The organism is Herbidospora sakaeratensis, from assembly GCF_001570525.1.
Taxonomy (GTDB): Bacteria; Actinomycetota; Actinomycetes; order Streptosporangiales; family Streptosporangiaceae; genus Herbidospora; species Herbidospora sakaeratensis.
Window position 1 is genome coordinate 252,576 of the sequence record NZ_BBXC01000012.1, and the last position, 26,284, is coordinate 278,859.

At 71.5% G+C, this 26,284-nt stretch carries 25 protein-coding genes; 15 read left to right on the forward strand and 10 right to left on the reverse strand.

Going from position 1 to position 26,284, the window contains the following annotated elements; translation table 11 throughout:
* The 5 genes from cysD to AW271_RS20015 form a co-directional block, all read left to right on the forward strand.
* Positions 1 to 666, forward strand: a 666-nt coding sequence (gene cysD / locus AW271_RS19995) for a sulfate adenylyltransferase subunit CysD (protein WP_245653115.1), incomplete at its 5' end; no start/stop codon positions are given.
* Positions 666 to 1,910, forward strand: coding sequence for a sulfate adenylyltransferase subunit CysN (gene cysN, locus AW271_RS20000; protein WP_062338901.1), 1,245 nt, complete (start codon positions 666 to 668; stop codon positions 1,908 to 1,910). The genes cysD and cysN, both read left to right, overlap by 1 nt.
* A gap of 115 nt (positions 1,911 to 2,025) precedes the next feature.
* Positions 2,026 to 2,919 (forward strand): sulfotransferase, encoded by an 894-nt coding sequence (locus AW271_RS20005; RefSeq protein ID WP_062338902.1) that lies wholly within the window; start codon positions 2,026 to 2,028, stop codon positions 2,917 to 2,919.
* A gap of 21 nt (positions 2,920 to 2,940) precedes the next feature.
* Positions 2,941 to 3,804: a glycosyltransferase family 2 protein gene (locus tag AW271_RS42890; RefSeq protein WP_062338903.1), complete on the forward strand. Its 864-nt coding sequence runs from the start codon at positions 2,941 to 2,943 to the stop codon at positions 3,802 to 3,804.
* A complete protein-coding gene (locus AW271_RS20015; RefSeq protein ID WP_062338904.1) occupies positions 3,804 to 4,592 on the forward strand; it encodes a WecB/TagA/CpsF family glycosyltransferase in 789 nt (262 codons plus the stop codon). Before AW271_RS42890 ends, AW271_RS20015 begins: the two co-directional genes overlap by 1 nt.
* Here AW271_RS20015 and AW271_RS20020 read toward each other — a convergent pair.
* The 6 genes from AW271_RS20020 to AW271_RS20045 are packed head-to-tail and all read right to left on the reverse strand — an operon-like array spanning position 4,585 to position 11,089.
* On the reverse strand, positions 4,585 to 5,439 hold the full coding sequence (locus AW271_RS20020; protein ID WP_062338905.1) for a sulfotransferase: 855 nt from the start codon (positions 5,437 to 5,439) through the stop codon (positions 4,585 to 4,587). The genes AW271_RS20015 and AW271_RS20020 overlap by 8 nt on opposite strands.
* Positions 5,436 to 6,914 (reverse strand): lipopolysaccharide biosynthesis protein, encoded by a 1,479-nt coding sequence (locus AW271_RS20025; protein WP_062338906.1) that lies wholly within the window; start codon positions 6,912 to 6,914, stop codon positions 5,436 to 5,438. The genes AW271_RS20020 and AW271_RS20025 overlap by 4 nt, the downstream gene beginning before the upstream one ends.
* A complete protein-coding gene (locus AW271_RS20030; RefSeq protein WP_062338907.1) occupies positions 6,902 to 7,723 on the reverse strand; it encodes a sulfotransferase domain-containing protein in 822 nt (273 codons plus the stop codon). Before AW271_RS20030 ends, AW271_RS20025 begins: the two co-directional genes overlap by 13 nt.
* Positions 7,720 to 8,610 (reverse strand): hypothetical protein, encoded by an 891-nt coding sequence (locus AW271_RS20035; RefSeq protein ID WP_062339123.1) that lies wholly within the window; start codon positions 8,608 to 8,610, stop codon positions 7,720 to 7,722. Before AW271_RS20035 ends, AW271_RS20030 begins: the two co-directional genes overlap by 4 nt.
* Entirely contained in the window at positions 8,607 to 9,821 is a 1,215-nt protein-coding gene (locus AW271_RS20040) for a hypothetical protein (protein WP_245653116.1), read from the reverse strand. Before AW271_RS20040 ends, AW271_RS20035 begins: the two co-directional genes overlap by 4 nt.
* Before the next feature lie 56 nt (positions 9,822 to 9,877).
* Positions 9,878 to 11,089: a YveK family protein gene (locus AW271_RS20045; protein ID WP_062338909.1), complete on the reverse strand. Its 1,212-nt coding sequence runs from the start codon at positions 11,087 to 11,089 to the stop codon at positions 9,878 to 9,880.
* 184 nt (positions 11,090 to 11,273) lie between these two features.
* Between AW271_RS20045 and AW271_RS20050 the strand changes: the two genes are divergently transcribed.
* A complete protein-coding gene (locus AW271_RS20050) occupies positions 11,274 to 12,362 on the forward strand; it encodes a glycoside hydrolase family 26 protein (protein WP_062338910.1) in 1,089 nt (362 codons plus the stop codon).
* Here the strand turns inward: AW271_RS20050 and cysC are convergent.
* On the reverse strand, positions 12,251 to 13,459 hold the full coding sequence (gene cysC, locus AW271_RS20055) for an adenylyl-sulfate kinase (protein ID WP_062338911.1): 1,209 nt from the start codon (positions 13,457 to 13,459) through the stop codon (positions 12,251 to 12,253). The genes AW271_RS20050 and cysC overlap by 112 nt on opposite strands.
* Before the next feature lie 84 nt (positions 13,460 to 13,543).
* Between cysC and AW271_RS20060 the strand changes: the two genes are divergently transcribed.
* Together AW271_RS20060 and AW271_RS20065 are read left to right on the forward strand one after the other, a co-directional pair.
* On the forward strand, positions 13,544 to 14,038 hold the full coding sequence (locus AW271_RS20060) for a SigE family RNA polymerase sigma factor (protein WP_062339124.1): 495 nt from the start codon (positions 13,544 to 13,546) through the stop codon (positions 14,036 to 14,038).
* Complete coding sequence (locus AW271_RS20065; RefSeq protein ID WP_062338912.1) at positions 14,035 to 15,249, forward strand: hypothetical protein; 1,215 nt, start codon at positions 14,035 to 14,037, stop codon at positions 15,247 to 15,249. The genes AW271_RS20060 and AW271_RS20065 overlap by 4 nt, the downstream gene beginning before the upstream one ends.
* Here AW271_RS20065 and AW271_RS20070 read toward each other — a convergent pair.
* Positions 15,246 to 15,917, reverse strand: a complete 672-nt coding sequence (locus tag AW271_RS20070) for a class I SAM-dependent methyltransferase (RefSeq protein ID WP_062338913.1) — start codon at positions 15,915 to 15,917, stop codon at positions 15,246 to 15,248. The genes AW271_RS20065 and AW271_RS20070 overlap by 4 nt on opposite strands.
* Before the next feature lie 165 nt (positions 15,918 to 16,082).
* Between AW271_RS20070 and mfd the strand changes: the two genes are divergently transcribed.
* The 7 genes from mfd to AW271_RS20105 all read left to right on the forward strand — a co-directional run bounded on the left by mfd (position 16,083) and on the right by AW271_RS20105 (position 24,585).
* Positions 16,083 to 19,565 (forward strand): transcription-repair coupling factor, encoded by a 3,483-nt coding sequence (gene mfd / locus AW271_RS20075; RefSeq protein ID WP_062339125.1) that lies wholly within the window; start codon positions 16,083 to 16,085, stop codon positions 19,563 to 19,565.
* 35 nt (positions 19,566 to 19,600) lie between these two features.
* A complete protein-coding gene (locus tag AW271_RS20080; RefSeq protein ID WP_062338914.1) occupies positions 19,601 to 20,206 on the forward strand; it encodes a SurA N-terminal domain-containing protein in 606 nt (201 codons plus the stop codon).
* Position 20,207: 1 nt separating this feature from the next.
* Positions 20,208 to 21,179, forward strand: coding sequence for a nucleoside triphosphate pyrophosphohydrolase (locus AW271_RS20085; protein ID WP_062338915.1), 972 nt, complete (start codon positions 20,208 to 20,210; stop codon positions 21,177 to 21,179).
* Positions 21,180 to 21,230: 51 nt separating this feature from the next.
* On the forward strand, positions 21,231 to 22,508 hold the full coding sequence (gene eno / locus AW271_RS20090) for a phosphopyruvate hydratase (protein WP_062338916.1): 1,278 nt from the start codon (positions 21,231 to 21,233) through the stop codon (positions 22,506 to 22,508).
* 60 nt (positions 22,509 to 22,568) lie between these two features.
* On the forward strand, positions 22,569 to 22,964 hold the full coding sequence (locus AW271_RS20095; protein ID WP_062338917.1) for an FtsB family cell division protein: 396 nt from the start codon (positions 22,569 to 22,571) through the stop codon (positions 22,962 to 22,964).
* Positions 22,965 to 23,465, forward strand: a complete 501-nt coding sequence (locus AW271_RS20100) for a DUF501 domain-containing protein (protein WP_062338918.1) — start codon at positions 22,965 to 22,967, stop codon at positions 23,463 to 23,465. It abuts the gene before it with no gap.
* 229 nt (positions 23,466 to 23,694) lie between these two features.
* Positions 23,695 to 24,585, forward strand: coding sequence for a Ppx/GppA phosphatase family protein (locus AW271_RS20105; RefSeq protein ID WP_062338919.1), 891 nt, complete (start codon positions 23,695 to 23,697; stop codon positions 24,583 to 24,585).
* Here AW271_RS20105 and AW271_RS20110 read toward each other — a convergent pair.
* Together AW271_RS20110 and AW271_RS20115 are read right to left on the reverse strand one after the other, a co-directional pair.
* Positions 24,582 to 25,052 (reverse strand): hypothetical protein, encoded by a 471-nt coding sequence (locus AW271_RS20110; RefSeq protein WP_062338920.1) that lies wholly within the window; start codon positions 25,050 to 25,052, stop codon positions 24,582 to 24,584. The genes AW271_RS20105 and AW271_RS20110 overlap by 4 nt on opposite strands.
* A 9-nt stretch (positions 25,053 to 25,061) precedes the next feature.
* Positions 25,062 to 26,246: a cytochrome P450 family protein gene (locus AW271_RS20115; RefSeq protein ID WP_245653117.1), complete on the reverse strand. Its 1,185-nt coding sequence runs from the start codon at positions 26,244 to 26,246 to the stop codon at positions 25,062 to 25,064.
* Positions 26,247 to 26,284 lie beyond the last annotated feature (38 nt).

Genomic DNA, 26,284 nt, shown 5'->3' on the forward strand with positions numbered 1-26,284 from the left:
GAGCTGGGGGCGCGGCTGGTGGTGGCGTCCGTACAGGACTCGATCGACGCCGGCCGCGTGGTCGAGGAGACCGGGCGGCGCGCCTCGCGCAACCGGCTCCAGACCACCACCCTCCTCGACGCGATCGAGGAGCACGAGTTCGACGCCGTGTTCGGCGGCGCGCGCCGCGACGAGGAGAAGGCCCGCGCCAAGGAGCGGGTGTTCTCCTTCCGCGACGACTTCGGCCAGTGGGACCCGAAGAACCAGCGTCCCGAGCTCTGGAACCTCTACAACGCGAAGATCCGCAAGGGTGAGCACATCCGGGTCTTCCCGCTGTCCAACTGGACCGAGCTCGACGTGTGGGACTACATCCGCCGCGAGGGCATCGAGATCCCGTCGATCTACTTCGCGCACACCCGCAGCGTCTTCGAGCGCGACGGCATGCTGCTGCCCGACGCCGACGTGGTGCAGCGCGGCGACGACGAGCCGCTGTTCGAGTCGATGGTGCGTTACCGCACGGTCGGCGACATGACCTGCACCGGCGCCGTCTCGTCGAGCGCGGCCACGGTCGACGAGATCATCGCCGAGATCGCCGCCACCCGGATCACCGAGCGCGGCGCGACCCGCGCCGACGACCGCGCGTCCGAGGCCGCCATGGAGGACCGCAAGAAGGAAGGCTACTTCTAATGGACATCCTTCGTTTCGCGACGGCGGGCAGTGTCGACGACGGGAAGTCCACCCTGATCGGCCGCCTCCTGTTCGACTCCAAGGCGATCTTCGAAGACCAGCTCGAAGCGGTCGAGCGCACCAGCCGCGACCGGGGCACCGAATACACCGACCTGTCGCTGCTGACCGACGGCCTGCGCGCCGAGCGCGAGCAGGGCATCACGATCGACGTGGCCTACCGCTACTTCGCCACGCCGAAGCGGAAGTTCATCATCGCCGACACCCCGGGCCACATCCAGTACACCCGGAACATGGTGACCGGCGCCTCGACCGCCGACCTGGCCATCATCCTGATCGACGCGCGCAAGGGCGTGCTGGAGCAGTCGCGCCGCCACGCGTTCCTGACGACGCTGCTGCGGGTGCCCCACCTGGTGCTCGCGGTCAACAAGATGGACCTGGTCGACTACTCCGAGGAGCGGTTCGAGGAGATCCGTGAGGAGTTCACTCAGTTCGCGTCGAAGCTGAACGCGAGCGACCTGACCTTCATCCCGATCTCCGCGCTCCACGGCGACAACGTGGTCTCGCGTTCCGAGAGCATGCCCTGGTACCAGGGCCCGTCGCTGCTCCACCACCTGGAGCACGTGCACATCGCCTCCGACCGCAACCTGGTCGACGTGCGCTTCCCGGTCCAGTACGTCATCCGCCCCCACAAGACCGAGTTCCACGACTACCGGGGTTACGCCGGTCAGGTCGCGGGCGGCGTGCTGAAGCCGGGCGACGACGTCATGCACCTGCCGTCGGGCCTGACCACGAAGATCGCCTCGATCGACACCTTCGACGGCCCGGTCACCGAGGCGTTCCCGCCCATGTCGGTGACCCTGCGCCTCGAAGACGACATCGACATCTCACGTGGCGACATGATCTGCCGGCCGAACAACCAGCCGCAGGTCGCGCAGGAGGTCGACGCGATGATCTGCTGGATGGCCGACACCGTCAAGCTCAGCCCCCGGGCCAAGCTGACCATCAAGCACACCACCCGCACCGCCCGCGCGCTGGTGAAAGACCTCCACTACCGGCTCGACGTCAACACCCTCCACCGCGACGAGACCGCCACGAGCCTGTCGCTCAACGAGATCGGCCGGGTGTCGCTGCGCATCACCCAGCCGCTGTTCGTCGACGACTACGCCCGCAACCGGCAGACCGGCGGGTTCATCCTCATCGACGAGGCCACCAACGGCACCGTCGGCGCGGGCATGATCCTCTAAACCCGGGCCTAGGTAGATCCTTGGCCGTTCGGTGAACGCTTAGTTACTCTCCGCTGTAGCGTCAGCACGTTCCGTATCCACTTCGGGGGTCGTGCACGTGTCTGACGCTCAGCCGATGATCTTTGTTGGAGGGCTGGGGCGCAGCGGGACGACGCTGCTGGAGCGCCTTCTCGGGGAGCTTCCCGGTGTCGCGCCGCTCGGCGAGGTCGTCCATCTGTGGCACCGGGGGGTGCGCGCCAACGAGCCGTGCGGTTGCGGGCGGCCGTTCGCGCAGTGCCGCTTCTGGCACGAGGTCGGCGACCGCGCCTTCGGGGGCTGGCGGCCGGCCAAGGCCGACCGGCTGCTCGAACTGCGCCACAAGGTCGACCGCACCCGCCGCGTGCCGGTGTTCGTGCTGGGCCTGATCAGCCGAGAGGCCCAGCTGACCGAGTACGTCGCCGCGTATCACCGCATCTACGCGGCGGCGGCCGAGGTCGTGCGCGGCCAGGTCGTCATCGACTCGAGCAAGCACGCCTCGCTGGCCTACTGCCTGTCGGCCATCCTCGACCTGACGGTCGTCCACGTCGTGCGCGATCCGCGCGCGGTGGCCGCGTCGTGGCGGCGCAAGGTCGCGCGGCCGGAAGACGGCCGGCCGATGGCCCGGTGGTCGCCCGTGCGCACCGCCGTCCACTGGTTCGTGCAGAACCTCGCCTACGAGGTGCTGCGCGGCAAGGGCGTGCCCATCGTCCGGGTCCACTACGAAGACCTCGTCGAACAGCCAGCCGACACGCTGCGCGTGCTGGCCGGCAAGCTCGGGCTGCCCGCCGACCACGAGGCGCTCGCCTTCATCACGGGCCGCACCGCCCGGCTGGGCGTCGCCCACACCGTCTCGGGCAACCCGATGCGCTTCCACGTCGGCCGTGTGCGCTTCCGCGACCGGCGCCCCGACCTGCCCTTCCCCCATCGCTGGGCGGTCACGGCGCTGACTCTCCCCCTTCTTCTCTGGTACGGCTACCGCCTCAATTACTGAACTCCCGATCGGAGGCCAACGATGACCTCGACCGTCGGCGTCGTCATCCCCACCCGTGGTGACCGTCCCCTGCGAGCGACGATCGATGGCGTGCTCGCCAACCGCCCGGCCGCCGTCGTGGTCGTCGTCGACGGGGCGCCGTTAGATTCGGTCGACGACGACCGCGTGAAGGTGCTGCCCAACTGCCTCAGCCCGGGGCTGCCGGGGGCGCGCAACACCGGCACGGCGGCGCTCGACACCGATCTGGTGGCCTTCTGCGACGACGACGACGTGTGGCTGCCCGGCAAACTCGACGCCCAGGTCGACCTGCTCCGGCGTACCGGGGCCGAGTTCGCCAGCTGCGGCATCGAGGTCGAATACGGCTCGCGCCGGGTCACCCGGCTGGCCGGGGCCGACGAGATCACCGCCGCCGACCTGACCCGGTCGCGGATGGTGATGGTGCACGCGTCCACCTACCTCTTCCGGCGCGGCGCGTTGTGGGTCGACGAGAGCGCGCCGGCCGGCCAGAACGAAGACTGGGACCTGGCCCTGCGCGCCGCCAAGCGCCGGCCGATCGTGCACGTCGACCGGCCGCTCGTGCGGGTGCGGTGGGGCCGGTCCCACTACGCGACCCGCTGGGCCGACCGCATCAGCGGCCTCGAATGGATGCTGGCCCGCCATCCCGAGATCGCCGACGACGCCCGGGGCGCCGCCCGCGTCTACGGGCAGCTGGCCTTCCACCACGCCGCGCTTGGGCGGCGCAAGGAGGCCCGGCGGTTCGCCCGGCTCGCCTTCCACTCGCGGCACCGGGAGCCCCGGGCGGCGCTGGCGCTGGCCGTGGCGGCCGGGCTCGTCTCCGCGCCGGCCGTGTTGAGCGCGCTGCATACCCGCGGCCACGGAATCTGATGCGCACGCGTATCGTCGCGCCGCCCAAACGGCGGCGCGTCTCCGTGGGAGGGGTGGTCGTCGACCGGCTGACCGAGATCGAGGTGGTCGACCGGGTGATCGGGGCGATCCGGCGTGGGTCGGGCGGGCACCTGGTGACGCCCAACGTCGACATCTGCCGGGCGTGCGCGCGCGACCCCGCGCTGCGCGCCCTGGTGCTGCGGGCCACCATCGCGGTCGCCGACGGGATGCCGCTGGTGTGGGCGGCCCGGCTGCTCGGCAAACCGGTGCCGGCCCGGATCACCGGGGCCGACCTGATCTGGTCGCTCTCGGAGGCGGCCGCCTTCTACCGGGTGCCCATCTACCTGCTGGGCGGGCCGCCCGGGGTGGGCGACCGGGCCGCCCGCGCGCTGTGCGAGCGGTATCCCGGGTTGCCGATCGCCGGGGTCGACGCGCCGCCGTGGGGGTTCGAGGAGGACGCCGAGCAGTTCGCCGCCATGCGCGACGCGTTGACGTCGGCGCGTCCGTTGCTGGTGTTCGTCGGGCTCGGCTTCCCCAAGCAGGAACTGCTGATCGAGCGGCTGCGGGGCGACCTGCCCGAGACGTGGTTCGTCGGCTGCGGGTCGGCCATCGCGTTCGCCGGGGGCGCCGTGGTGCGCGCGCCGGTCTGGATGCGCGACCGCGGGCTGGAGTGGCTGTTCCGGCTGCTCAGCGAGCCGACGCGGCTGGCCAGGCGCTATCTCGTCGACGACCTGCCGTTCGCGGTGCGGTTGCTGACGGTGTGCGCGGTGCGGCGGCTCTTCACCTGAGGGTCAGCCGGCTGACCCTCTCGGCGTCGGCGGCGGACAGGCGCGACCTGGCCGCCGCCGTTCTGCTGTCGGTGGGGCGGAAGGCCGTCTTCGAGACGCCCCGCCAGGCGAAGCCCGCGTCCTGGGCCGGGCCGGTGCACGAGCGGGTGATCGTGGCGGCCGAGCGGTCGGTCCAGGGGATGCCGCACCATTCGTACAGGCTGCGGAAAACGAAGTGCGGATCGGCGGCCAGCGCCTCGTAGGAGACCACCCGGATGTTGGGGTGGCGCATCTGGAGCACCGACTCGTGGGCCGCCTTCCAGAGGGCGGCCACTTTCTCCAGCCGGTCCCGGGTGTCGGCCAGCTTCGCCACGTGCGGGTGGTCGCGCAGCAGGAGCGGCTGACGCAGCAGGTCGCGGGGGTGCACGGTCCAGCCGAGATGGTCCCAGCTGCCGGCGAACGTGACCGGGTCGCGGACCAGGATGATCACTCGGCAGTCGAGCCGGTCGGCGAACCACTCGGCCGACCAGAGCGCGAACGGGTCGTCGAGGAGGGCCCTGCGGCCGGTCAGGCGGCCGTGGGTGAACGCCGTCGCGTATTTCAGGTAGCGGGCCGGGGACGGCGGCCAGGGGAGTTCGGCGTGCCAGCGGAACCGCAGGCGCAGCGTGTCGTGAAACGGCTTGAGCCAGGCCGCCTCGTTGTCGCGGCAGATGTACTGGAACCGGTGCTCGACCCGCGCGTTCAGCACGCCTCTATATGGGCGTTCGGGGTTGAGCGGCTCGTTGACGTAGACGAGCTCGCCCGAGGCGCAGAGCATACGACCGGCCCACGAGGTGCCGCTGCGGGGCAGTCCGGTGACGAGGATCATGCCGTCGCCCTGGCGAGCTGGGTGAGCGGCAGCAGGTTCTTCACGAGCACCCCTCCCGCCCAGCCGAGCGCCGCGCCGAACGCGCCGTAGGCCGGGACCAGCACCAGATCGAGCCCGACCGTGACGGCCAGCGCGGCGGCGACGTTGCCGAGGCTGGCCCGGGTCCGCCCCGAGGCGATCATGACGATGTCGGCCATCCCGCACGCGGAGGCGACCATCATCGTGAGGGCCAGCACGATCGCGACGTCGGCCGCGTGTTCGTAGCCGTCCCCGAAGACACGCAGGATCTGCGGCGCGAAGACGGCGTAGCCGATCCAGAGAGGCCAGGTCAGGGCCATCTGGGTGCGCGCCGCCCGCCGATGGAGGGCCCGCGCCGCAGCCGGCTCTCCCTGGGCGAACTTCCTGACCAGCTCCGCCTGTACGCCCTGCGCCAGCCCCTGCCCGACGAGCTGCCCGACCACCTTGAAGCGCGTCGCGGCGACATAGAACGCGGCCTCGGCGGGCCCGGCCAGCAGCGCGACGATCACGACGTCGAGCCGCTGGAACACGGCCTGCAACGCGGCGGCGAGCGACCGGGGCGTGGTGTAGGCCCAGAACTCACGCCACGACACCCGGGTGCCGGTACCCCGCAGCCTGAGGGTGGCGATGATCGTCACCGGAACCGCCGGGATTCCCCACGCGAGGATCAGCCAGGGGGCCGACAGCCCGGTGGCCAGCGCGCCACCCACGAGAAGAACCTGGCTGACCGGTTGCACCAGCCCACTGAGCAGCAGCGTCTCCCGCATGCCTCCGGTGCCGCGGGTGGCGGCCACCAGAACATCGGCCACCACGACGAAGGGCAACACGAGGGCGAGCGCGGGCTCGGTGCCAGTAAGGATGACGGAGGTGACAAGCGCTCCGGCGACTACGGGAATCAGCGCCACCGCCAGGAGCGGCCGGGCTGCCGTTGTCCGGAAATTTCCGGATGACTCCCTGTCTGGAGGTGATGCGGGCAGCCCGCCGCCGGTTGTGCACTCAGCAGCGAAGAGGCCGCCGACCGTCTCGTTGGTTGCAGGGCGTTGGTCTGTGGGTTGGCGGACAGCGATGGCAGCGGGTCGATCCCGGTCGCCGACCCCGGCACTGCGGACCCCGGCACTGCGGACCCCGGCACTGCGGACCCCGGCACCGTCGGCCTCGGCAGCGAGCGGCTCTTCGGATGGTCGGCGGGCGCGGAAGTAAATCAGGCCGTTGCCCGTGTCGAGGCGCAGGACCCCTGCCAGCATCAGCCCCAGCGTCGTCGTGGTGAAGAACACGCCCGCCTCCGCCGGGGGCAGCGCACGGGTGACCAGCAGGGTGACGGCGAACTGGGCGGCCGCGGTGGTGCCGGCTCCCGCCAGGCCCGCCAGCGACCTCAGGCCCGCCAGCGACCTCAGGCCCGCCAGCGACCTCAGGCCCGCCAGCGACCTCAGTCCCGCCGGCGACCTCAGACGCGCCATGAAGGGGTCGCGTCGAGCCACGACAGCAGCAGGGCGTCCCACGGCAGGAAGTGCTCCGACAGGCGGGTGCGCAGAGCGCGGGGGATCGGGGCGTGGGGGCGGGCGTTGTGGCGGTCGAAGACGGGGTCGGCCATCGGGGGGAGGCCGAGGAACGACAGCAGGTCGTCGTAGACGGGCATCGGGTCGGCGAAGAAGCGGCCGCTGTCGATGACCTTGACGCGGTCGCGGGCGATCACCGGTTCGAGGCGGGCGAGTTGTTCGGCGTAGCGGCCCCGGGCCAGGTAGGCGTGGTGGCGGTGGGCGTGGCTCGACGACAGCGGGGCCGCGCACAACCGGGCGCTCTCCCCGGCCAGGCGCTCGGGCTCCAGGTCGACCGCGCGGGCGAACGACGGCTCCGACTCGAAACCCCGGGCCAGCTCGTGGGCGTGGGCGGAGACGGCGCGTTCGACCGGATCCCGGACCAGCACGATCAGCTTCACGTCCGGCAGGTCCCAGGCGATGCGGGGGCCGGCCAGCGGGTGGAACAGGTAGTAGGGCGACGACTCGAACGCCAGCAGGCCCGGCCGCCGCAGCGGGAAGTGGGCCCGATACCAGGCCAGGCCACGCCCGTAGGCCATGTCGAAGTAGTGCACGCCCTTGCGCAGCACCGGCTTGGCCACCATCGGGTGTTGCGACAACGCCCGGTAGAGGGAGGTCGTGCCGCACCGCTGCGCGCCCACGATGAGGAACGACGGGAGCATGCGGGCGCCCCCGGTGAGCCGCCCCGCCGTGATCGATACGGCGTGGGCGGTCGTCTTCAGCGCCTTCACGTCAGGGGTTCCAGCCCGTCGACGGCGGGGTTCAGCCACTTCGCGGGCGACCCGAGCGGCTCGTGGCCGGCGGCGCGGTGGCGTTCGGCCAGCGTCATCAGGTAGGCGGCGGCGGTCACGCGGGCCTCTTCGAAGGAGAGCCCGTAGGGTTCCAGCAGCCGGCCCGACTGCGCGACGCACGCCTTGGCCGCCGACGCGGGGCGCATCCGGCGCAGGGCCGTCTGGAAGAAGTAGTGCAGCGTGTCGAAGCCCGGCGGCACGCCGGTGCCGAACCGCTCCCAGTCCCAGACCAGCAGCCGGTCGCCCATCGGGGCGACGTTCCACGGCGAGAAGTCGCCGTGCCAGGCGCCCTTGCCGAGCGCGGCGATCTCCTTGGCGGCGGCCGCGAGCAGGTCGGCCGACGGCCGGCCCTTCGTGACCGGCAGCGGCGTCAGGACCAGCACGTCGAGGTCGCGCCACACCCCGTGGTGCATGACCTTGGGCGCGACGACGACGTCGAACGGGTGGCGGGCGATGGCCCGCAGCGTGTCGGTCTCGTGGCGGATCAGGTCTCTGGTGTGCGGCTGGTCGCCGATCTTCACGAAGGCCAGCAGGCCGGTGTCGTCGTGCAGCTCCAGGACGGGTTTGCGGTTCGCGCGGCGGGCCGGGCGCACGTGCAGCGTGGCCCTGACCCGGCGGCCGAGCACGTCGCCGAGGTGCGTTTCGATCGTGTCGGGCCCGTCGGGGACCAGCACCCGCCCGCCGACATGCCAGGGCGCGCGGGGCACCAGCCGCCGGGGGACGAGCCGGCTCGGCACCAGAGTCCGGGCCGAAGAAGTGGTGGACGGCGGGAACAGCAAGGAGATCACCTCATCCAGGTAGCGCAGACGTATGCGGAAGTCCTTCACGTCGCGTTCCGCCACAGGACCGCGAACGAGATCAGATAGAGGGTCAGGGCACTGACGAGGCCGTCGTAAATGAACATGTAGAAGAGGACGAGGAGCATGACCAGGCTCCCCGCCTGCCCGATCGGCGACCGATCATGCCAGTGCCGCCTGACCGCCCCCGCGAAGAAGGCGACGTACAGGGCCGCCCCGGTGAAACCCTGGGTGATGAGCAGCAACCAGAGCTGCCCGTCGGAGCCCAGGGGAGGGTGCCCGCACGACCGGCACCAGTCGGTGCGGCCGGTGGTGATCGTGCGGTGGTTCCCGAACGCGTTGCGGGTGTTGCCGTAGCCGATGACCGGCGAGGTGGCGGCGACCTCGACCGTGGTGGCGACGGTGAAGGCGCGGATGTCGTTGGAGTGGGGCCGGTCGACCCGCGCCGCCACGACCTGGCCCAGCGGCGAGAACACGAACGCCGCCGCGGTGGCGGCCGCGAGGGTCAGCAGGCCCGCCCGGTTCCGGTTCCTGACGATCAGGTACGCCAGCCCGATGGCGATGGCCGCCCACAGTCCCCGGTTGAGGGAGTGCACGATCGGCACCGCCGCGATGAGGACCGCGACCACCGCGACCGCTCGACGGGCGGGCCCTCCGTAGACCCACCAGCCGACGACGAACCAGACCAGCAGGATCGAGGCGTTGCCGCCCCAGGCGTTGGCCCACTCGAACGGCGCCTCCGGCCGTGGGGCCGGGTGGCCCAGCACGTACTGGATCTGCGCGGCCGTCGGGTGGACGAGGTTGGTGACGAAGGCGTGGTCGGGCAGCAGGTGCTCCATCGGCGCGGTGAACTCGAACTCCGGCGCGAGGATGCCCAGCAGGCCACCGGCGACGGTGGTGAGGAAGAGCACGCCCAGCATCCTGACCAGGGCGAGCTGGGGCAGCTCCTCCTTGGTGAGGTTGCCCAGATAGAGCACGACGACGAGCAGCGCGACGTAGACGGTGAGCCGCATGGCCCACCCGACGACCCGCCCCATGCCGAACTCGCCGTACGTCCCGGCGGGCGTGGCGTCGAGCATGACCGCGCTGATGAGGTAACCGACGATGAGCAGCGCCCACAGTCCCATACCGCGCGGGATCCTGATCGGCCGCCGTAACCAGAGCACGACGGCCATGGGCACGGCGACCACCACGATGGACAACCCGCCGAACCCGAGGGCCCACCAGAGGGGGTAACCCACGAGGAACGCCGCGATCGGCCACGCGGCGGGTGCGAGTCGCCCCGTCGTTCCCCAGGTCACAGCAGATCTCGGCGCTGTTGCGGGATGTCGACCGTCGGGGGCTGCTGCGAGCGCAGCGCGTCGACCGCCAGCGTGCCGGGGGCGCCCGCCGGGTCGACGGCGACCACGCCCAGGACGTCGACGCCCCGGCGCTTCAGCGACTTGGCCGAGCGGATGACCCACGGCGCGCGGATCCGGCCCAGCGCCACGGCCAGCACGGCCGCGTCGGTCGGCCCGGCCGTGACCAGCAGGACGCCGCCGCCCGGCGGGAAGCCCTCCTCCAGCGTCCAGGCCACGTGGGCCGGTTCGACCCCCAGGCCCTCGACCAGCACGCTCCGGTGCCCGGCCGCCGTCACCACGGCGGCGAACTCCTCGCCCTGGGGAAGCAGGGCGAGGTTGGTCAGCCGTTCGACGTCGGCCGGGGTTCGGAGGCGGAGGTCGGAGCGGTCGCGGGCGAAGGCCGCTCCCACGCCGAGCAGGATGCCGGCGAAGAGGCCGCCGCCCACGTACAGGGCGGGGCGCGGTTCGCTGGCCGTCTCCGGCGGAGACGCGGGGGTGATCACGGTCCCGGGGGTGACCGCGGTGGTCTTCAGCACGTCGTACCGGAGAGTGAGCGCGGTCGCCTGGCGGGTCAGCACGGTCTGCTGGTGGGCGGCCAGGGCACGTTGCGGGCTGCCCTTCGGGTGCCGCGACATCGTCACGAGCGCGGTGCCGAGCTGGCTGTTGACCAGTCGGAGCTTGGCCAGGATCGCCCGCCTCTGCTCGGTCAGCAGCGCCTCGGCCGCCGCCAGGCGGTTGGCCAGGTAGGCGTCGGCGAACGCCTGCGCGCCCCGGGCGGCCCCGGCGGCGTCGGGCCAGGTGAACGAAATCCGAAGAATTCCCGAATTGGGCGGCACATCAACGGAAACCTGCCCCCGAAGGTCTTCCGGGGCGCCTCCAATAACACGTGACGCATTCGTCGCGACCACGGACGATTGTGCGATCTGCGCCTCGGTGTCGAGATTGAGAGCTTCGCGCTGCCGGGCGGTCACCACGTTCTGCGGCTCGCCGAGCCCGGTCGGGGCCACCTGCACCTCGGCCACCCCGAGGTAGGCCGTCGGGGCCTGCCACAGCAGGGCGACGCCGCCTGCCACGCCCAGGAACAGGCAGGTCAAGGCGATGATCCAGCGACGGCGGAACACGGAGCCGTACTCCGCGAGATCCCGGCTGTGCGGCGGTGGCAGGCTCATGTCGGTCTCCGATGGGGGTGAAGCGACTACGAACCCTAGCCGGGTGCGGTGATTACCCCGGTGCTAATTACAGAATTTCTGCTGGCGAATCACGGAACAATAACGGCGATTCGCCGGACATGTCGGAGCTGCGTTCTGCAAAAGGAGGCCACATGTTCTCCCCCGGCAGTGGAAAGGTGAATCCATGCGCTGGGCGATGACGGTGGTCGTGGTGATGGTGGCGGGCTGCTCCCTGGCTTCGGGGGCCGCCGAGCGGAAGGTCCCCAAAGCGGAGCCGCCGATCGCCGCGCCCTGCGCCGTCACCGGCGTGCTGATCCCCACCTGCGGCGCCTGGTGGGGCATCGCGCCCGAGGTCTTCACCGGCCGGGGCCCCGTGCGCGGCCTGCAGCGGGCCGAGCAGCGCATGGGCCGCCGCGCCGACATCCTGCACGTCTACCACCGCGCCGGCGAGCTCTTCCCGACCGACGAGGAGCGCGCGCTCGCGAAAGACCGGCTGCTGCTGGTCAACTGGAAGCCGTCACTGCGTCACACCTGGGCCGAGATCGCGTCTGGCGCGCTCGACCGGCGCATCGACAAGCTGGCCGCGCACATCTCGGCCACCTTCCCGCAGCGGTTCTTCCTGACGATCCACCACGAACCGGAGAACGACGTCCGGCCTGTCGAGGGCATGGCCGCCGACGACTACGCCGCGATGTTCCGCCACGTCGTGCTGCGCCTGCGGCAGAAGGGCGTCACCAACGCGGTCACCGTGATGACCTACATGGGCGCGCCCAACTGGTCGTCGGCGTCGTGGTTCGAACGGCTCTACCCGGGCGACGCGGTGGTCGACTGGATCGGCGTCGACCCCTACGCCGACGACCGCGTCACCGACTTCGCCTCGCTCGTCGACAAGCGCCGCCCCGACCACCCCGGCTGGCCGGGCTTCTACCGCTGGGCCCAGTCGCGCTTCCCGGCCAAGCCGATCATGGTCGCCGAGTGGGGGGTCTTCGAGCGGCCCGGCGTCAAGGCCGCCTTCTTCGACTCGGTACGCCGCCAGATAGCCGCCTACCCCCAGATCAAGGCCCTGGTCTACTTCGACTCCCCGTGGGCGCCCCGGGGCGACACGCGGTTCGACACCACGCCCGACGCCGCCGAGGCGTTCCGGCGGCTCGGGAACTCGCCCTACCTGACCCAGCCGCCGGTCGTCAGGGCGTTCATCACCAGCGAGACCGCCCGCTCGACCGGCAGGCCGGTGGTGTCGATCTCCAAATCGGCGTCGTCGGGCTCCTCGTAGGGGGCCGAGACGCCGGTGAAGTCGGAGATCAGCCCGGCGCGGGCCTTGGCGTAGAGGCCCTTGCGGTCGCGGCGCTCGCACTCCTCGACGGGGGTGGAGATCCACACCAGCAGGAAGTCGGCGCCGACCTCCTCGGCCATCTCGCGGGCCTCCTCGCGGGTGTGGGCGTGCGGCGCGATCGGCGCGCAGATGGCCAGGCCGCCGTGCCGGGCGACCTCCGCGGCGACGAAGCCGATCCGGCGGATGTTCAGCTCGCGGTCTTCGGCCGAGAAGCCCAGCCCCTTCGACAACAACCGCCTGACCACGTCGCCGTCGAGGTAGGTGACCGTCCGGCCGCCCTTCTCCAGCAGCGCGTCGCGCACCCCCCGCGCCACGGTCGACTTGCCCGACCCGGAGAGCCCGGTGAAGAACACGACCAGGCCGCGCCGGTGCGGCGGCCCGGGGATGCGGACCGGGGCCGGACCGGCGTAGTGCTCGGTCGCGCCGTAGTTGCGGGCGACGTGCTCGCGCAGTTCCAGGTCGATCTCGACGTCCTCGCGCGGCGCCAGCGGGACCGCCACCACCTGCGAGCCGGGCAGTTCGGCCTGCGCCTTCAGCGCGGCCCGCACCACCGCCGGCCCGGCCTCGCCGAACACCAGCGGCATCAGCAGGACCGTCGCCTCCAGCTCCTCGGCCGTGGCGGCGACGTCGGCCAGCGCCGGCCCGTCGAGCGGCCCGCGCATCGTGACCGCCAGCACCTCGCCCTCGGCCTTCACCTCGTCGGGAGTACGGCGCAGCCGCGCGAACGGCCCGTAGACGGGCGCGCCCAGCGCCTCGACCGGACCCGCCGCGTGGTGCCCGTCGCGCTCGGTCACGGTCAGCACCGCCAGCGCGGCCCCCTCGGGATCGGTGAGGGTGACCTTGTCGCCGACGGCGATCTCGTCGGGCAGTGCGATCGTGATGGGGTCGGGCCACGGGGCGCCGTCGGCGAGCGTGCCCGTCTCCTCGACGGAGGTGGCGTCGGCCTTCCCGAGGAAACCGGTCAGCGGCGCGAACGCTCCCGAGAGAAGCAGTTCGAGGTCGGCCAGTTCGCGGGCGTCGGGGGTCCAGTCGGTCATGGTGGTCGATTTCCGATCTCGGCAGGCATAGGAGGAGCCGTACGGCGGCGTCTTGAAGGCTGACACATTCTCCAGGAGGTGACCGTGGACTCGGCGGCAGAACTGCGTTTCCGCGAATTCGTGGCCGCGAGATCCCCTGCCCTGATGGGCCTGGCCTATCTGCTGACGGCCGGCGACCAGCACGCGGCCGAGGATCTGGTGCAGTCGTCCCTGGTCAGAGCCCTGGGGAAGTGGACGCAGGTCGAAGACCCCGAAGCCTACGTGAAGCGGGTCATGTACCACCAGCACGTCAGCCTGTGGCGAAGGGCCTGGCGAAGACACGAGACCACCGTCGCCGACCTCCCCGAGAGGGGCGCCGACGACGCCACCCGCACGGTCGAGTTACGCCTGGCCCTGCGCGAGGCGCTGGCCACCCTCACCCGGCGGCAGCGCGCCATGCTCGTGCTCCGCTACTACGAGGACCTGCCCGAAGAGGAGATCGCCCGCGTCATGGGCTGCTCGATCGGCACGGTCCGCAGCACCACCCACCGATCACTGGCCAAGCTGCGCTCCCAGGACCTGAAGGAGCTGACCCGATGAACGAGGACACCCTGATCGAGGAGACCCTCCGCGAGTGGGCGCACGAGGCCCGCGTCCCCGCCGACCTGGCCGGCCGTGCCCTTCGGGCGCACGCGCGCCGGCGGTTCGGCCGCGCGGGGATGGGCGCGGCCCTGCTCGCCGCGATCATCGGGTTCGTGACGCTGGTCCCCGCCGCCTCACCGGGCGGCCCGACGACCGTGGAGGACCCGGCCCCGCCGCGGGTCAGCGTCGACACCGTCAACAACCCGCCGCGGACGCTGGTGGCGGCGGGGCCGTGGGCGATCGGTTCCTACTACACGACGAAGTTCGTGCCCGCGAGGGAGGGCACCGAGACCCTGCGCTACACCTGGTGGGTCTACTCCTCGGGTCAGGGCCGCTACGTCCGGACCGACTGGCAGTGGGTCGACGTCTACCCCGGGATGCGGCACGCCGCCGTGCTGGAGGGCGAACTGCCGACGACGAGCGTGGCGGTCTACGACCTGGTCACCATGTTGCCCATCCGGCGGTTCACGCTGGAGATGGGAGCGGCCGCCGTCTACTGGTCGCCCGACGGCGGCAAACTCGTCGCCACCGTCTACACGGGCCCGCCCGACGAGGTCCCGGCACGGGCCGACGTCAACTGGCCGGCCCCGTCACGGGGCGGTTTCATGACGATCGACGTCGCCACCGAGACGTCCACCTGGACGCCCGCCGTCGACACCGGGTTGTTCCGGCGCCGGTCCGATTTCCGCTTCGACGCGGACGACACCCGGGTCTGGGCCTACGACGAGCCGGTCGCCACCAGACTGGGGAACCCGGACGTCGGCGAGATCGTCGACATCCGCCCCTACTCGGGGCCCCCGCTGCGGCCGAGCAACTCGCCGCCCCCTCGCGTCCGCGCCTACTACGGGGTCCAGGGCGGCCTGCCCGAAGAGAGGGAGGGCCCGATGGTCGACGAATGGGGCCGCACCCCCGAAGGCGACCTGGTGTCGGGCGGCTCGGTCGTGCCTCCCGAGGTGGCCGCGCGGCTGCCCGACGTGGCCGCCGCCGCCCGGCTACGTCTGCTGGCCTGGGTCGACGACGACCATGTGATCGGCATCGGATGTGCCGACGCGTGCGCGAGAGAGGTCGACAACACCATGTTCATGATCAGTCTTGATGGCAGGGAACGGGTGCAACTCACCTTCCGTGAGTCGCAGCACCCGTTCACCCCGGTCCTGGTGCGCCGCTAGATGATCCGCGCGAAGTGGTTCTTCGGCCGCCGCACGATCAGCGTCACCTCGTCGTAGACGGGGTCGAGCTTGCCGCGCGACAGCGCCGCCACCACCCGGCACACCGTCTCGACCAGCTTGCCGCGGGGGCCGAGACGGGCCGGGCCGGTGGTGTCGCCCCGGTCTTCGGCGATCATCAGGCCGCGCATCAGGCAGTAGGCCCGCAGGCCCTCCCGCGAGCAGACCGGTTCGTAGACGGCCGGCAGCGTCTCGCCGAACCGGCCGCGCAGCCAGCCGGGCAGGATCCGGTCGACGAAGCCGTAGGCCGACTCGCGGTCGCGGACCCGGATGAGCAGCAGCCCGCCGGGGCGCAGCGCGCCGACCATGCGGTCGAGGATCAGCTCGGCGTACTGGACGCGTTCGAGCAGGAACTCCACGCAGACGACGTCGAAGCCCCGCGGCGTCATGGGCACCGAGCGGAGGTCGCCCAGGGCGTAGACGTGCAGATCGGGGCGTTCGACGGTGTGCGCGCGAAGGGCGGGCCGATCCTCATCGACCCCGGTAACCCGGCAGTCGACACCGCCGAGTTCCAGCGGTTCGCCCCGGCCACAGCCGGCCACCAGGACGTCGAGCGGCTTCCCGGGCGTCTCCGCCGCGCGTTCGCCGATGATTTTTCCGAAAGACGACATGTCACAAAGCGTAGTCATCCGCTCACCGAATCAGGTCGCATCATGGGCGAGTCGCGAGCGCAGTAGCCTTGTGAGGTACCCCGGTCCCGATCAGGTTCCGGGTCGTCCGCGTGCCGTCGATTCGTCCGGCAGGCGGCTGTAGTAACTCACGTGGGGGCCCGCGGCATGACACTTTCCGGACTTCTCGACCTCGTCGCAGCGCAGCCAGAGCTGGCCGAGGCGCTCGGCCAGGAGGTGACCGGCGCCGATCTGATCGCGCCGACCGCTCTGCGGCCGTTCGGGGTCGCCGCCGTCGCGCGCACCCGTCCGGTGCTCGCCGTGACCGCCACTGGGCGCGAGGCCGAAGACCTGGCCACCGCGCTGACGAGCCTGCTGCCCGAGTCGCAGGTGGCCGTCTTCCCGGCCTGGGAGACCCTGCCGCACGAGCGCCTGTCGCCGCGCAGCGACACGGTGGGCCAGCGGCTCGCCGTCCTGCGGCGGCTCGCCCACCCCGTCGCGGGCGACGCGACCGCGGGGCCGCTGCGGGTCGTGGTCGCGCCGGTCCGCGCGATCCTGCAGCCCATCGTGGCGGGCCTGGGCGATCTTGAGCCGGTACGCCTGCGCCCCGGCGACGACGCCGACCTCGAAGACGTGGTCGTCCGGCTGGTCGAGAACGGCTACCACCGGGTCGACATGGTGGAGAAGCGCGGCGAAGTCGCCGTCCGGGGCGGCCTGCTCGACGTGTTCCCGCCCACCGAGGAGCACCCGCTGCGGCTGGAGTTCTGGGGCGACACCGTCGAGGAGATCCGCTGGTTCAAGGTCGCCGACCAGCGTTCCCTCGAAGTGGCCGAGGGCGGCCTGTTCGCCGCGCCGTGCCGCGAGCTGCTGCTCACCGCCGAGGTCCGCGAGCGCGCCCGCGAGCTGGCCGAACGCCACCCGGCGCTGTCGGAGATCCTGGGGTCGCTGGCCGAGGGCGTGCCCGTCGAGGGCATGGAGGCGTTCGCGCCCGTGCTGGCCGGCGACATGGACCTGCTGATCGACCACCTGCCGCTGCGCGCGGGGGTGTTCGTCTGCGACCCCGAGCGCATCCGGGGCCGGGCGGTCGAGCTCGTGCGCACCAGTCAGGAGTTCCTGGAGGCGTCGTGGATCACCGCCGCCGCCGGGGGAGAGGCCCCGATCGACCTCGACGCCGCCGCCTTCCGCACCCTCGACGAGGTGCGCGAGCACGCCGGTGAGCTGGGCCAGCCCTGGTGGTCGATCGCGCCCTTCGGCGACGGCCTCGACCTGGGGGCCCACGACGTGGAGGCGTACCGGGGAGACACCCAGCGGGCCCTCGGCGACATCAAGGGCTGGCTCGGGGCCGGGCGTTCGGTCGTGCTGATGAGCGAGGGCCACGGGCCCGCCGAGCGCATGGTCGAGCTGCTCAAGGGGGTCGACGTCGCCGCCCGGCTGGTCCGGTCGATCGACGAGCCGCCGGGCCGCGACGTCGTGCAGGTCACCACCGGCCGGCTGGAGCACGGGTTCGTGACCGGCGGCCTGGCCGTGCTGACCCACCTCGACCTGGTGGGGCAGAAGGCGTCCACCAAGGACATGCGGCGGCTGCCGAGCCGGCGCCGGAACATGGTCGACCCGCTCCAGCTCAAGATCGGCGACCACGTCGTCCACGAGCAGCACGGCGTCGGCCGCTACATCGAGATGGTCCAGCGCACCGTCCAGGGCGCGACCCGCGAATACCTCGTCATCGAGTACGCCAAGGGCGACCGCCTCTACGTCCCGACCGACCAGCTCGACGAGGTCACCCGCTACGTCGGCGGCGAGTCGCCGACCCTCAACCGCATGGGCGGGGCCGACTGGGCCAAGGCCAAGACCCGCGCCAAGAAGGCCGTCAAGGAGATCGCGGGCGAGCTGATCCGCCTCTACTCCGCCCGCATGGCCTCCCCGGGCCACGCCTTCGCCGCCGACTCTCCCTGGCAGCGCGAGATGGAGGACGCCTTCCCCTACGCCGAGACCGGCGACCAGCTCGAAGCCATCGACGAGGTCAAGCGCGACATGGAGCGCGCCGTCCCGATGGACCGGCTGATCTGCGGCGACGTCGGCTACGGCAAGACCGAGATCGCCGTCAGGGCGGCCTTCAAGGCGGTCCAGGACGGCAAGCAGGTCGCCGTGCTGGTGCCGACCACCCTGCTCGTCCAGCAGCACCTGTCGACCTTCGGCGAGCGGTTCGCCAACTTCCCGGTGACCGTGCGGCCGATCTCCCGCTTTCAATCCGACGGCGAGGTGAAGGACACCCTCGAAGGGCTCAAGGCCGGCGGCATCGACGTCGTCATCGGCACCCACCGGCTGTTCTCGCCCGAGGTCAGGTTCAAGGACCTCGGGCTGATCATCGTCGACGAGGAGCAGCGGTTCGGCGTCGAGCACAAGGAGGCCATGAAGCACCTGCGCACCCAGGTCGACGTGCTGGCCATGTCGGCCACGCCGATCCCGCGCACCCTGGAGATGGGCCTGACCGGCATCCGCGAGATGTCGACCATCCTCACCCCGCCCGAGGAGCGCCACCCCATCCTGACCTTCGTCGGGCCCTACGACGAGAAGCAGATCGCCGCCGCGATCCGGCGCGAGCTGATGCGCGACGGCCAGGTGTTCTTCGTGCACAACCGGGTGCGCAGCATCGACAAGGTCGCCGCCCGCCTCCACGAGCTGGTGCCCGAGGCGCGGGTGGCGGTCGCCCACGGCCAGATGAACGAGCAGCAGCTCGAGAAGATCATGGTGGGCTTCTGGGAGCGCGACTTCGACGTGCTCGTCTCGACCACGATCGTCGAGTCGGGCCTCGACGTGCCCAACGCCAACACCCTGATCGTCGACCGGGCCGACAACTACGGCCTCTCGCAGCTCCACCAGCTGCGCGGCCGCGTCGGCCGGGGCCGCGAGCGCGGCTACGCCTACTTCCTCTACCCGCCGGAGAACCCGCTCACCGAGACCGCCCACGAGCGCCTCGCCACGATCGCCCAGCACACCGAGATGGGCGCGGGCATGTACGTCGCCATGAAGGACCTGGAGATCCGGGGCGCCGGCAACATCCTGGGCGCCGAGCAGTCGGGCCACATCCAGGGCGTGGGCTTCGACCTCTACGTGCGGATGATGGCGGAGGCCGTACAGGAACAGAAGAACAAGCTCTCCGGCGAGACGGTCACCGAGCAGCCCGACGTCAAGGTCGAGCTCCCGATCAACGCGCACATCCCGCACGACTACGTCACCAGCGAGCGGCTGCGGCTGGAGGCCTACAAGCGGATCGCCGCGATCGGCAGCGAGGAAGACATCACGGCCGTCCGCGACGAGCTCACCGACCGCTACGGCCGCCCGCCGCAGGAGGTCGACAACCTGCTCGAAGTGGCCCGGTTCCGGATCAGGGCCCGCAAGGCGGGGCTGACCGACGTCCAGCTGATGGGCGCCAACATCAAGTTCGCCCCGGTGACCCTGCGCGACTCCCAGCAGGTGCGGCTCCAGCGGCTCTACCCGAAGGCCCTGCTCAAGCAGGCCACCGAGACCCTTCTGGTGCCGGTGCCGAAGACCAAGCCGATCGGCGGGCAGCCGCTGCGCGACCTCGACCTCCTCCGCTGGTGCGGAGACCTGGTCGAGGCGCTCTTCCTGGAGCCCAACCGAGTAAAGTAGGCGCGCCGAACAGTCAGGGACCTGGAGGGTCGTCCGTGAAGCTCAAACTGGCCGCCGTGGCCGTCGCCGCAGGGCTGGCGCTGACCGCGTGCAGCGGGCCGATCGAGGCCGGTTCCGCCGCCACGGTCGGCGACCGCCGCATCACCATCGCCACGCTCGACGAGAACGTGACGGAGTACCAGAAGGCGCTGGAGGCCGCGAAGATCGCGCCCGACCAGCTCCAGCAGCTTCCCGGCACGGTGACCCAGGCGGTGCTGCTCCAGCTCGTCAACGTCAGCCAGTTCAGCCAGCTCGAAGAGCGCAACGGCATCACGGTCTCCGAGGGCGAGGTCGACGCCTTCTACGCCGCCAACAACGGCCAGGCCGCCGTCGACCAGATCCTCCTGCAGCGCGGCGTGTCCCCGACGCTGGCCCGCGACTGGCTCAAGGTCTCCATCGGCTCGGAGAAGCTGGCCGCCAAGCTCGGCGGCGGCACCGGCGAGCAGCAGATGGCCGCCGGCCAGCAGAAGATCAACGAGCTGGCGGGCCAGATCCAGGTCAACTTCAGCCCGCGCTACGGCGCCTTCGACCCGGCCCAGGGCTGGTTGCCGAGCGACCGCTTCGGCACCGCGCCGGCCGCCAACGGCGCCGCTGCGGGCTGACGTGCCGCTGATCGTCGTCACCTCCTCGCCCCGGGTCGCCCCCGGGATCCTCAGCGCTCCCGCGTGGGAGGCCCTGCGGGCGGGGAAGGTCTTCACCGGTTCCGCCGACCATCCGCTGCTGCCGTTCGTGCCGGGCGCGGAGATCCGCGACGACCCGGCGGCCATCGCCCGCGAGGCGGTCACCACGACGCTGGTCTGGCTCGCGGCGCAGGACGGCGACGAGGCGTTCTTCCGCGCCGTCGGCCACGCGGCGCTGGCGCTGCCCGACCCGCCCGAGATCGAGGTCGTGCCCGGCTCCTACGACCTGCCCGGCGCGCGCCTGCTCGACATGGTCGCCGTGATGGACCGGCTGCGCCGCGAGTGCCCCTGGGACGGCCGGCAGACCCACGAGTCGCTGATCCCCTACCTGGTCGAGGAGTCCTACGAGGTCGTCGAGACGATCGAGATCGGCGACCTGGCCGGCCTCCGCGAGGAGCTCGGCGACCTGCTGTTCCAGGTGGTCTTCCACGCCCGGCTCGCGCAGGAGCGCGGCGACGAGGGCTGGGACGTCGACGACGTCGCCGACGCGATCGTGGCCAAGCTGGTCCGGCGCCACCCCCACGTCTTCGCCGACGTGAGCGTCGACGGCGCCGAGACGGTGGCGGCCAACTGGGAAGAGATCAAGAAGGCCGAACGCGCGGCCAAGGGCGAGCCCGAGTCGGCGCTGTCGGGCGTCCCGATGGGTCAGCCGGCCGTGTCGCTGGCGGCCCAGCTGCTGCGCCGCGCCTCCCGGGCGGGCGCCCCCGCCGAACTGGCCGAGGGCCCCGAATCCGCAGGTCAGCGCCTCTTCGATCTGGTGCGCGAGATCCAGGACTCCGGAGCCGACCCCGAGGCGGTGCTGCGGCAGGCGGCCCGCGGCTACCGGGCCAGGGTCGAGGCGTGGGAGCGGAACTCCGTCTCGGATGGTGGACAGATGGGCGTTACCGGCGAGTAGGCGTCGATAGGCTCTTGTCGCAAACTGTCTTTCGACATTTAGGAGTGCTTCGTGGCTTCCATCGAGGCCGTTCACGCCCGCGAGATCCTCGATTCGCGGGGTAACCCGACTGTCGAGGTCGAAGTCCTGCTCGAAGACGGCAGCACCGGCCGGGCCGCCGTCCCGAGCGGCGCCTCCACCGGGCAGTTCGAGGCGGTCGAGCTCCGTGACGGCGGCTCCCGCTACAAGGGCAAGGGCGTCGAGAAGGCGGTCCTGGCCGTCACCGACGAGATCCAGGACGAGATCCTCGGCATCGACGCCGAAGAGCAGCGCATCATCGACCAGGTCATGATCGACCTCGACGGCACGCCCAACAAGGCCCGCCTCGGCGCCAACGCCATCCTCGGCGTCTCGCTCGCCGTCGCCAAGGCCGCGGCCGAGTCGTCCGACCTGCAGCTGTTCCGCTACGTCGGCGGCCCCAACGCCCACGTGCTGCCGGTCCCGATGATGAACATCCTCAACGGCGGCGCCCACGCCGACTCCAACGTCGACATCCAGGAGTTCATGATCGCGCCGATCGGCGCCGAGACGTTCTCCGAGGCCGTCCGCATCGGCGCCGAGACCTACCACTCGCTCAAGTCGGTGCTCAAGGAGCGCGGCTACGCCACGGGCCTGGGCGACGAGGGCGGCTTCGCCCCCAACCTGCCCAGCAACCGCGACGCCCTCGACCTGATCCTGGTCGCGATCGAGAAGGCCGGCTTCACCCCCGGCACCGACATCGCGCTCGCCCTCGACGTGGCCGCCACCGAGTTCCACAACTCCGGCGTCTACACCATCGACGGCAAGGGCCTGTCGGCCGAGGAGCTCGCCGCCTACTACGAAGACCTGGTCCGCAACTACCCGCTGGTCTCGATCGAAGACCCCTTCGACGAGGAGGACTGGGCGGGCTGGAAGACCCTGACCGACTCCGTCGGCGGCAAGGTCCAGATCGTCGGCGACGACCTGTTCGTCACCAACCCCGAGCGGCTCCAGCGCGGCATCGACACCGCCACCGCCAACGCCCTGCTGGTCAAGGTCAACCAGATCGGCACCCTGACCGAGACCCTCGACGCCGTCGACCTGGCCCACCGCAGCGGCTACCGCTGCATGATGAGCCACCGCTCCGGCGAGACCGAGGACGTCACCATCGCCGACCTGGCGGTCGCCGTCAACGCCGGCCAGATCAAGACCGGCGCCCCGGCCCGCTCCGACCGCGTCGCCAAGTACAACCAGCTCCTGCGCATCGAAGAACTTCTCGACGACGCCGCCCGCTACGCGGGTCGCAAGGCGTTCCCGCGCTTCCAGGGCTAGGTTTTACCGGTGAGGCCCGCGTCCCCATCGGGCGCGGGCCCTACCGAAAGCGGGGTTCAGATGGCGAAACGACCGCAGCTCACCGGCCGGGCCGCGATCCTCGCGGTCGTGGTCTGCGCGATCGCGATGAGCCTGGCCTATCCCGTGCGTGAATTCCTCGCCCAGCGGCGGCAGATCACGCAACTGGAGCAGCAGCAGGCCAAGGCCCTGGCCGACCTGCGCTCGCTCGAAGAGGAACGCAAACGACTCGAAGACCCCGAATACATCAAGCGCGAGGCCCGCGAGAAGCTGCACTTCTGCGAGCCCGGCGCCCACTGCTACGGGGTGCTCGACGACGGAACGAAGACATCCGCCTCGGCCGGACAGCGCAAGGCCGCCGTCTCGCCGTGGTACATCTCGCTCTGGCAGTCGGTCGAATCGGCCGACCGGGGCGAAGGCAAGAAAATGGGGGGATAGGTGTCCGGGGTCAGTCCAGACGACCTGGCGGCGGTAGAGGCCCAGCTGGGCCGCCCGCCCCGCGGCGTGCGCGCGATCGCCCACCGATGCCCGTGCGGCCTGCCCGACGTGGTCGAGACCTCCCCCCGCCTCCCCGACGGCACCCCGTTCCCCACGACCTTCTACCTGACCTGCCCCCGAGCGGCCTCGGCCATCGGCACCCTGGAGGGCGGCGGCGTCATGAAGGACATGCGCGACCGCCTGGCCGCCGACCCGGAACTGGCGGCCCGCTACCAGGCGGCCCACGACGACTACCTGGCCCGCCGCGACAAGGCCGCCGCCGAAGACGGCCTGGAGCCGCTCCCCCGGGGCACCCAGACGGCGGGCGGCATGCCCGACCGCGTCAAGTGCCTCCACGCGCTGGTCGGCCACGAACTGGCCGCCCCCGGCACCAACCCGTTCGGCCGTGAGGCCCTCGACGCGCTCCCGGAGTGGTGGGCCGACGGCCCCTGCGTCTGCTGAGCGCTCGCCGGGCCGTGCGGCTCCGCTCCGGCTGAGGTCTTCTCTTTCCGTTACGGCTCCGCCCACCCCGGCACCGCCCGCCGTCGACCGATCGGACCCGTCTCCGGCGCCGGCCGCCCGCTCCGGCTCCCGCCGCAACGGGTCGTCCGGGGCGATCGCCGGTGGCCCGGTGGTTTGGCCGCATATGCTGGCGGGCCTGATCGCCGGTGCTGATGAGGTGGGTTGAGTAGTGACGCGTGTGGCCGCCATCGACTGTGGGACCAACTCGGTCCGGTTGCTCATCGCCGACGTCGAGGGTGACACGCTCACCGACGTCGTGCGGCGGATGGAGATCGTCCGGCTCGGGCAGGGCGTCGACAAGACCGGGATGCTCGCCCCCGAGGCCCTGGAGCGCACCTTCGCCGCCATGCGCGGCTACGCCGCCGAGATCCTCGACGAGGGCGCGGTGAAGACCCGGGTCGTCGCGACCTCCGCCACCCGCGACGCCGGCAACCGCGACGTCTTCGTCGACGGCGTGACCGCCATCTTCGGCGTGGAGCCCGAAGTCGTGACCGGTGACGCGGAGGCCACCCTCTCCTTCAACGGGGCCGTAAGGGGCATTTCCGACCCGGCGGGGCCCTATCTGGTCGTGGACATCGGCGGCGGCTCGACCGAGTTCGTGGTCGGCTCGACGGCGGTCAAGGGCGCCCTGTCGATGGACATCGGCTGCGTCCGGCTGACCGAACGCCACGACGGCGACTTCGCCGCCATGCGCGCCGACGTCGACGCCGCCCTGGCCGTGGTCGCCAACGCGGTCCCGGTCGCCGACGCACGCACGCTCGTCGGCCTGGCCGGTTCGGTGACGACCGTCGCCGGGATCGCCCTCGGCCTGCCCCACTACGACTCCGAGCGCATCCACCACTCGCGCATCTCGGCCGCCGACGTCCACGAGGTGACCGAACGGCTGCTCACGATGACCCGCGAGGAACGCGCCGCGATCCCGGTGATGCACCCGGGCCGGGTCGACGTGATCTGCGCGGGCGCGCTCATCCTCGACCGGATCGTGCGCGACTTCGGTTTCACCGAGGTGGTCGTGAGCGAGCACGACATCCTCGACGGCATCGCCTGGTCGATCGCCTAGCAGTAGGTCCTGTCCTCGGCCAGATAGGTCGAGCGCTTCTTGACCACGCCCGACCGTCCGGTGAGCACCTGGCCGGGTGTCAGCGCCGTCACCTCCTCGACGGTGAACGTGGTCGGCTCGAATGCCCCGTCGCCGCCTTCGTACGAGGGGTAGACGGTGTACTGCACGCCCGCCGACAACGTGGGATCGCCGGATTCGAGCCGCCACGACGGGCCCGGTGACGCGACCTCGAACGGGACCGTTTCGGCGGGAACCGAGACCAGGCGGAATCGGGCCTGGTCTCGCCAGGTCGTGTCGTCCTCCCAGACGCCGAGGTCGACGTACATCGTCGAGGGCCGTCCACACCACGTGACCAGCACCGCCGGGCCGGTTGTGCCGTGGTAGACGGCCGAATCTCCGTCGATCCTGGCCATGCAGCCGGTCGTCGCCGCGAGGAGCAGCAGCACGACCACGATCCGTCGGGGCATCGGCTCGCCCTATGCGTTCAGCCGGACCGGCAACGAGAACAGGCCGCGCATGATGTTGCTCGGCCACCAGACCAGGTCGTCGGTCGCCAGCTCCAGGTCGGGGAACCGCCGGAGCACCCCGCCGATCGCGACCTCGCCCTCGATCTTGGCCAGCGCCGCCCCCACGCAGTAGTGGGGCCCCCGCCCGAACGCCAGGTGGGGCTCGTCGATCCGGCCGGGACGGAACGCGTCGGGGTCGTCGAACGCCTCGGGGTCGCGGTTGGCCGCCAGCAGCGACACCAGGATCGGCTCGCCCGGCAACATCTCCTGGCCGCCGATCACGACCGGCTCGGTCGGGAAGCGCCACGTCGCGTTGCGCACCGGGCCGTCGTAGCGCAGCATCTCGTCGATCACGTCGGGCAGCGTCGACGGGTCCTTCTTCAGGGCGGCGAACTGGCCGGGATTGCGTAACAGGGCCAGCAGGCCGTTGCCGATCAGGGCGACCGTCGTCTCGTGGCCGGCGATCAGCAGCAGGAACGCCGTCGAGGTCAGCTCGTCGGCGCTGATGTCGGGCCGCCGCACCAGCTCGGTCAGCAGGTCGTCGCCCGGGTGGGTGCGCTTGTGGGCCACCAGGTCGCCCAGGAAACGCTCCATGCCGTCGGTCGCCGCCGCGATCTGGTCGAGCTCGGAGGCGGCGGCCGAGTCGATCACCGAGGCCAGGTGGTGGAAGGCGGCCCGCTCCGACTCGGGCACGCCCAGCAGGTCGCAGATGATCGCGATCGGCAGCGGATAGGCCAGGTCGGCGATCAGGTCGGCCTCGTCCTTGGCGGCCATCACCGCGAGCAGGCCCTCGGTCAGGTCTTCGGCCCTGGCCCGCAGCCGGGCCACCCTCCGGGGCGTGAACGCCGCGCTGACCAGGCGGCGCAGCCGGGGGTGGTCGGGGGAGTCGGCGTTCAGCATGTGCCGGGCCAGCGACGAGCGGTGGTCGAGCGGGAGACCGAGCTGCGCCCGGAACCATTCGGGGGAGCCCAGCGCCGGGTCTTTCGCCAGCGCCGGATGGGTCAGCGCGGTCACCGCGTCGGCGTAACGCGTGATCAGCCAGGTCTCGCAGCCGGGCAACGGCACCTTGGTCACCGGGGCGTTGCGGCGCAGCCAGTCGTAGGCCGGGTAGGGGTCGGCGTCGAAGGCGGGCCCGAAAAGGGGAGGGAGGGACACGGCGTTTTCCTTCCCCGCCGCCTCCGCTGGCACGCTTG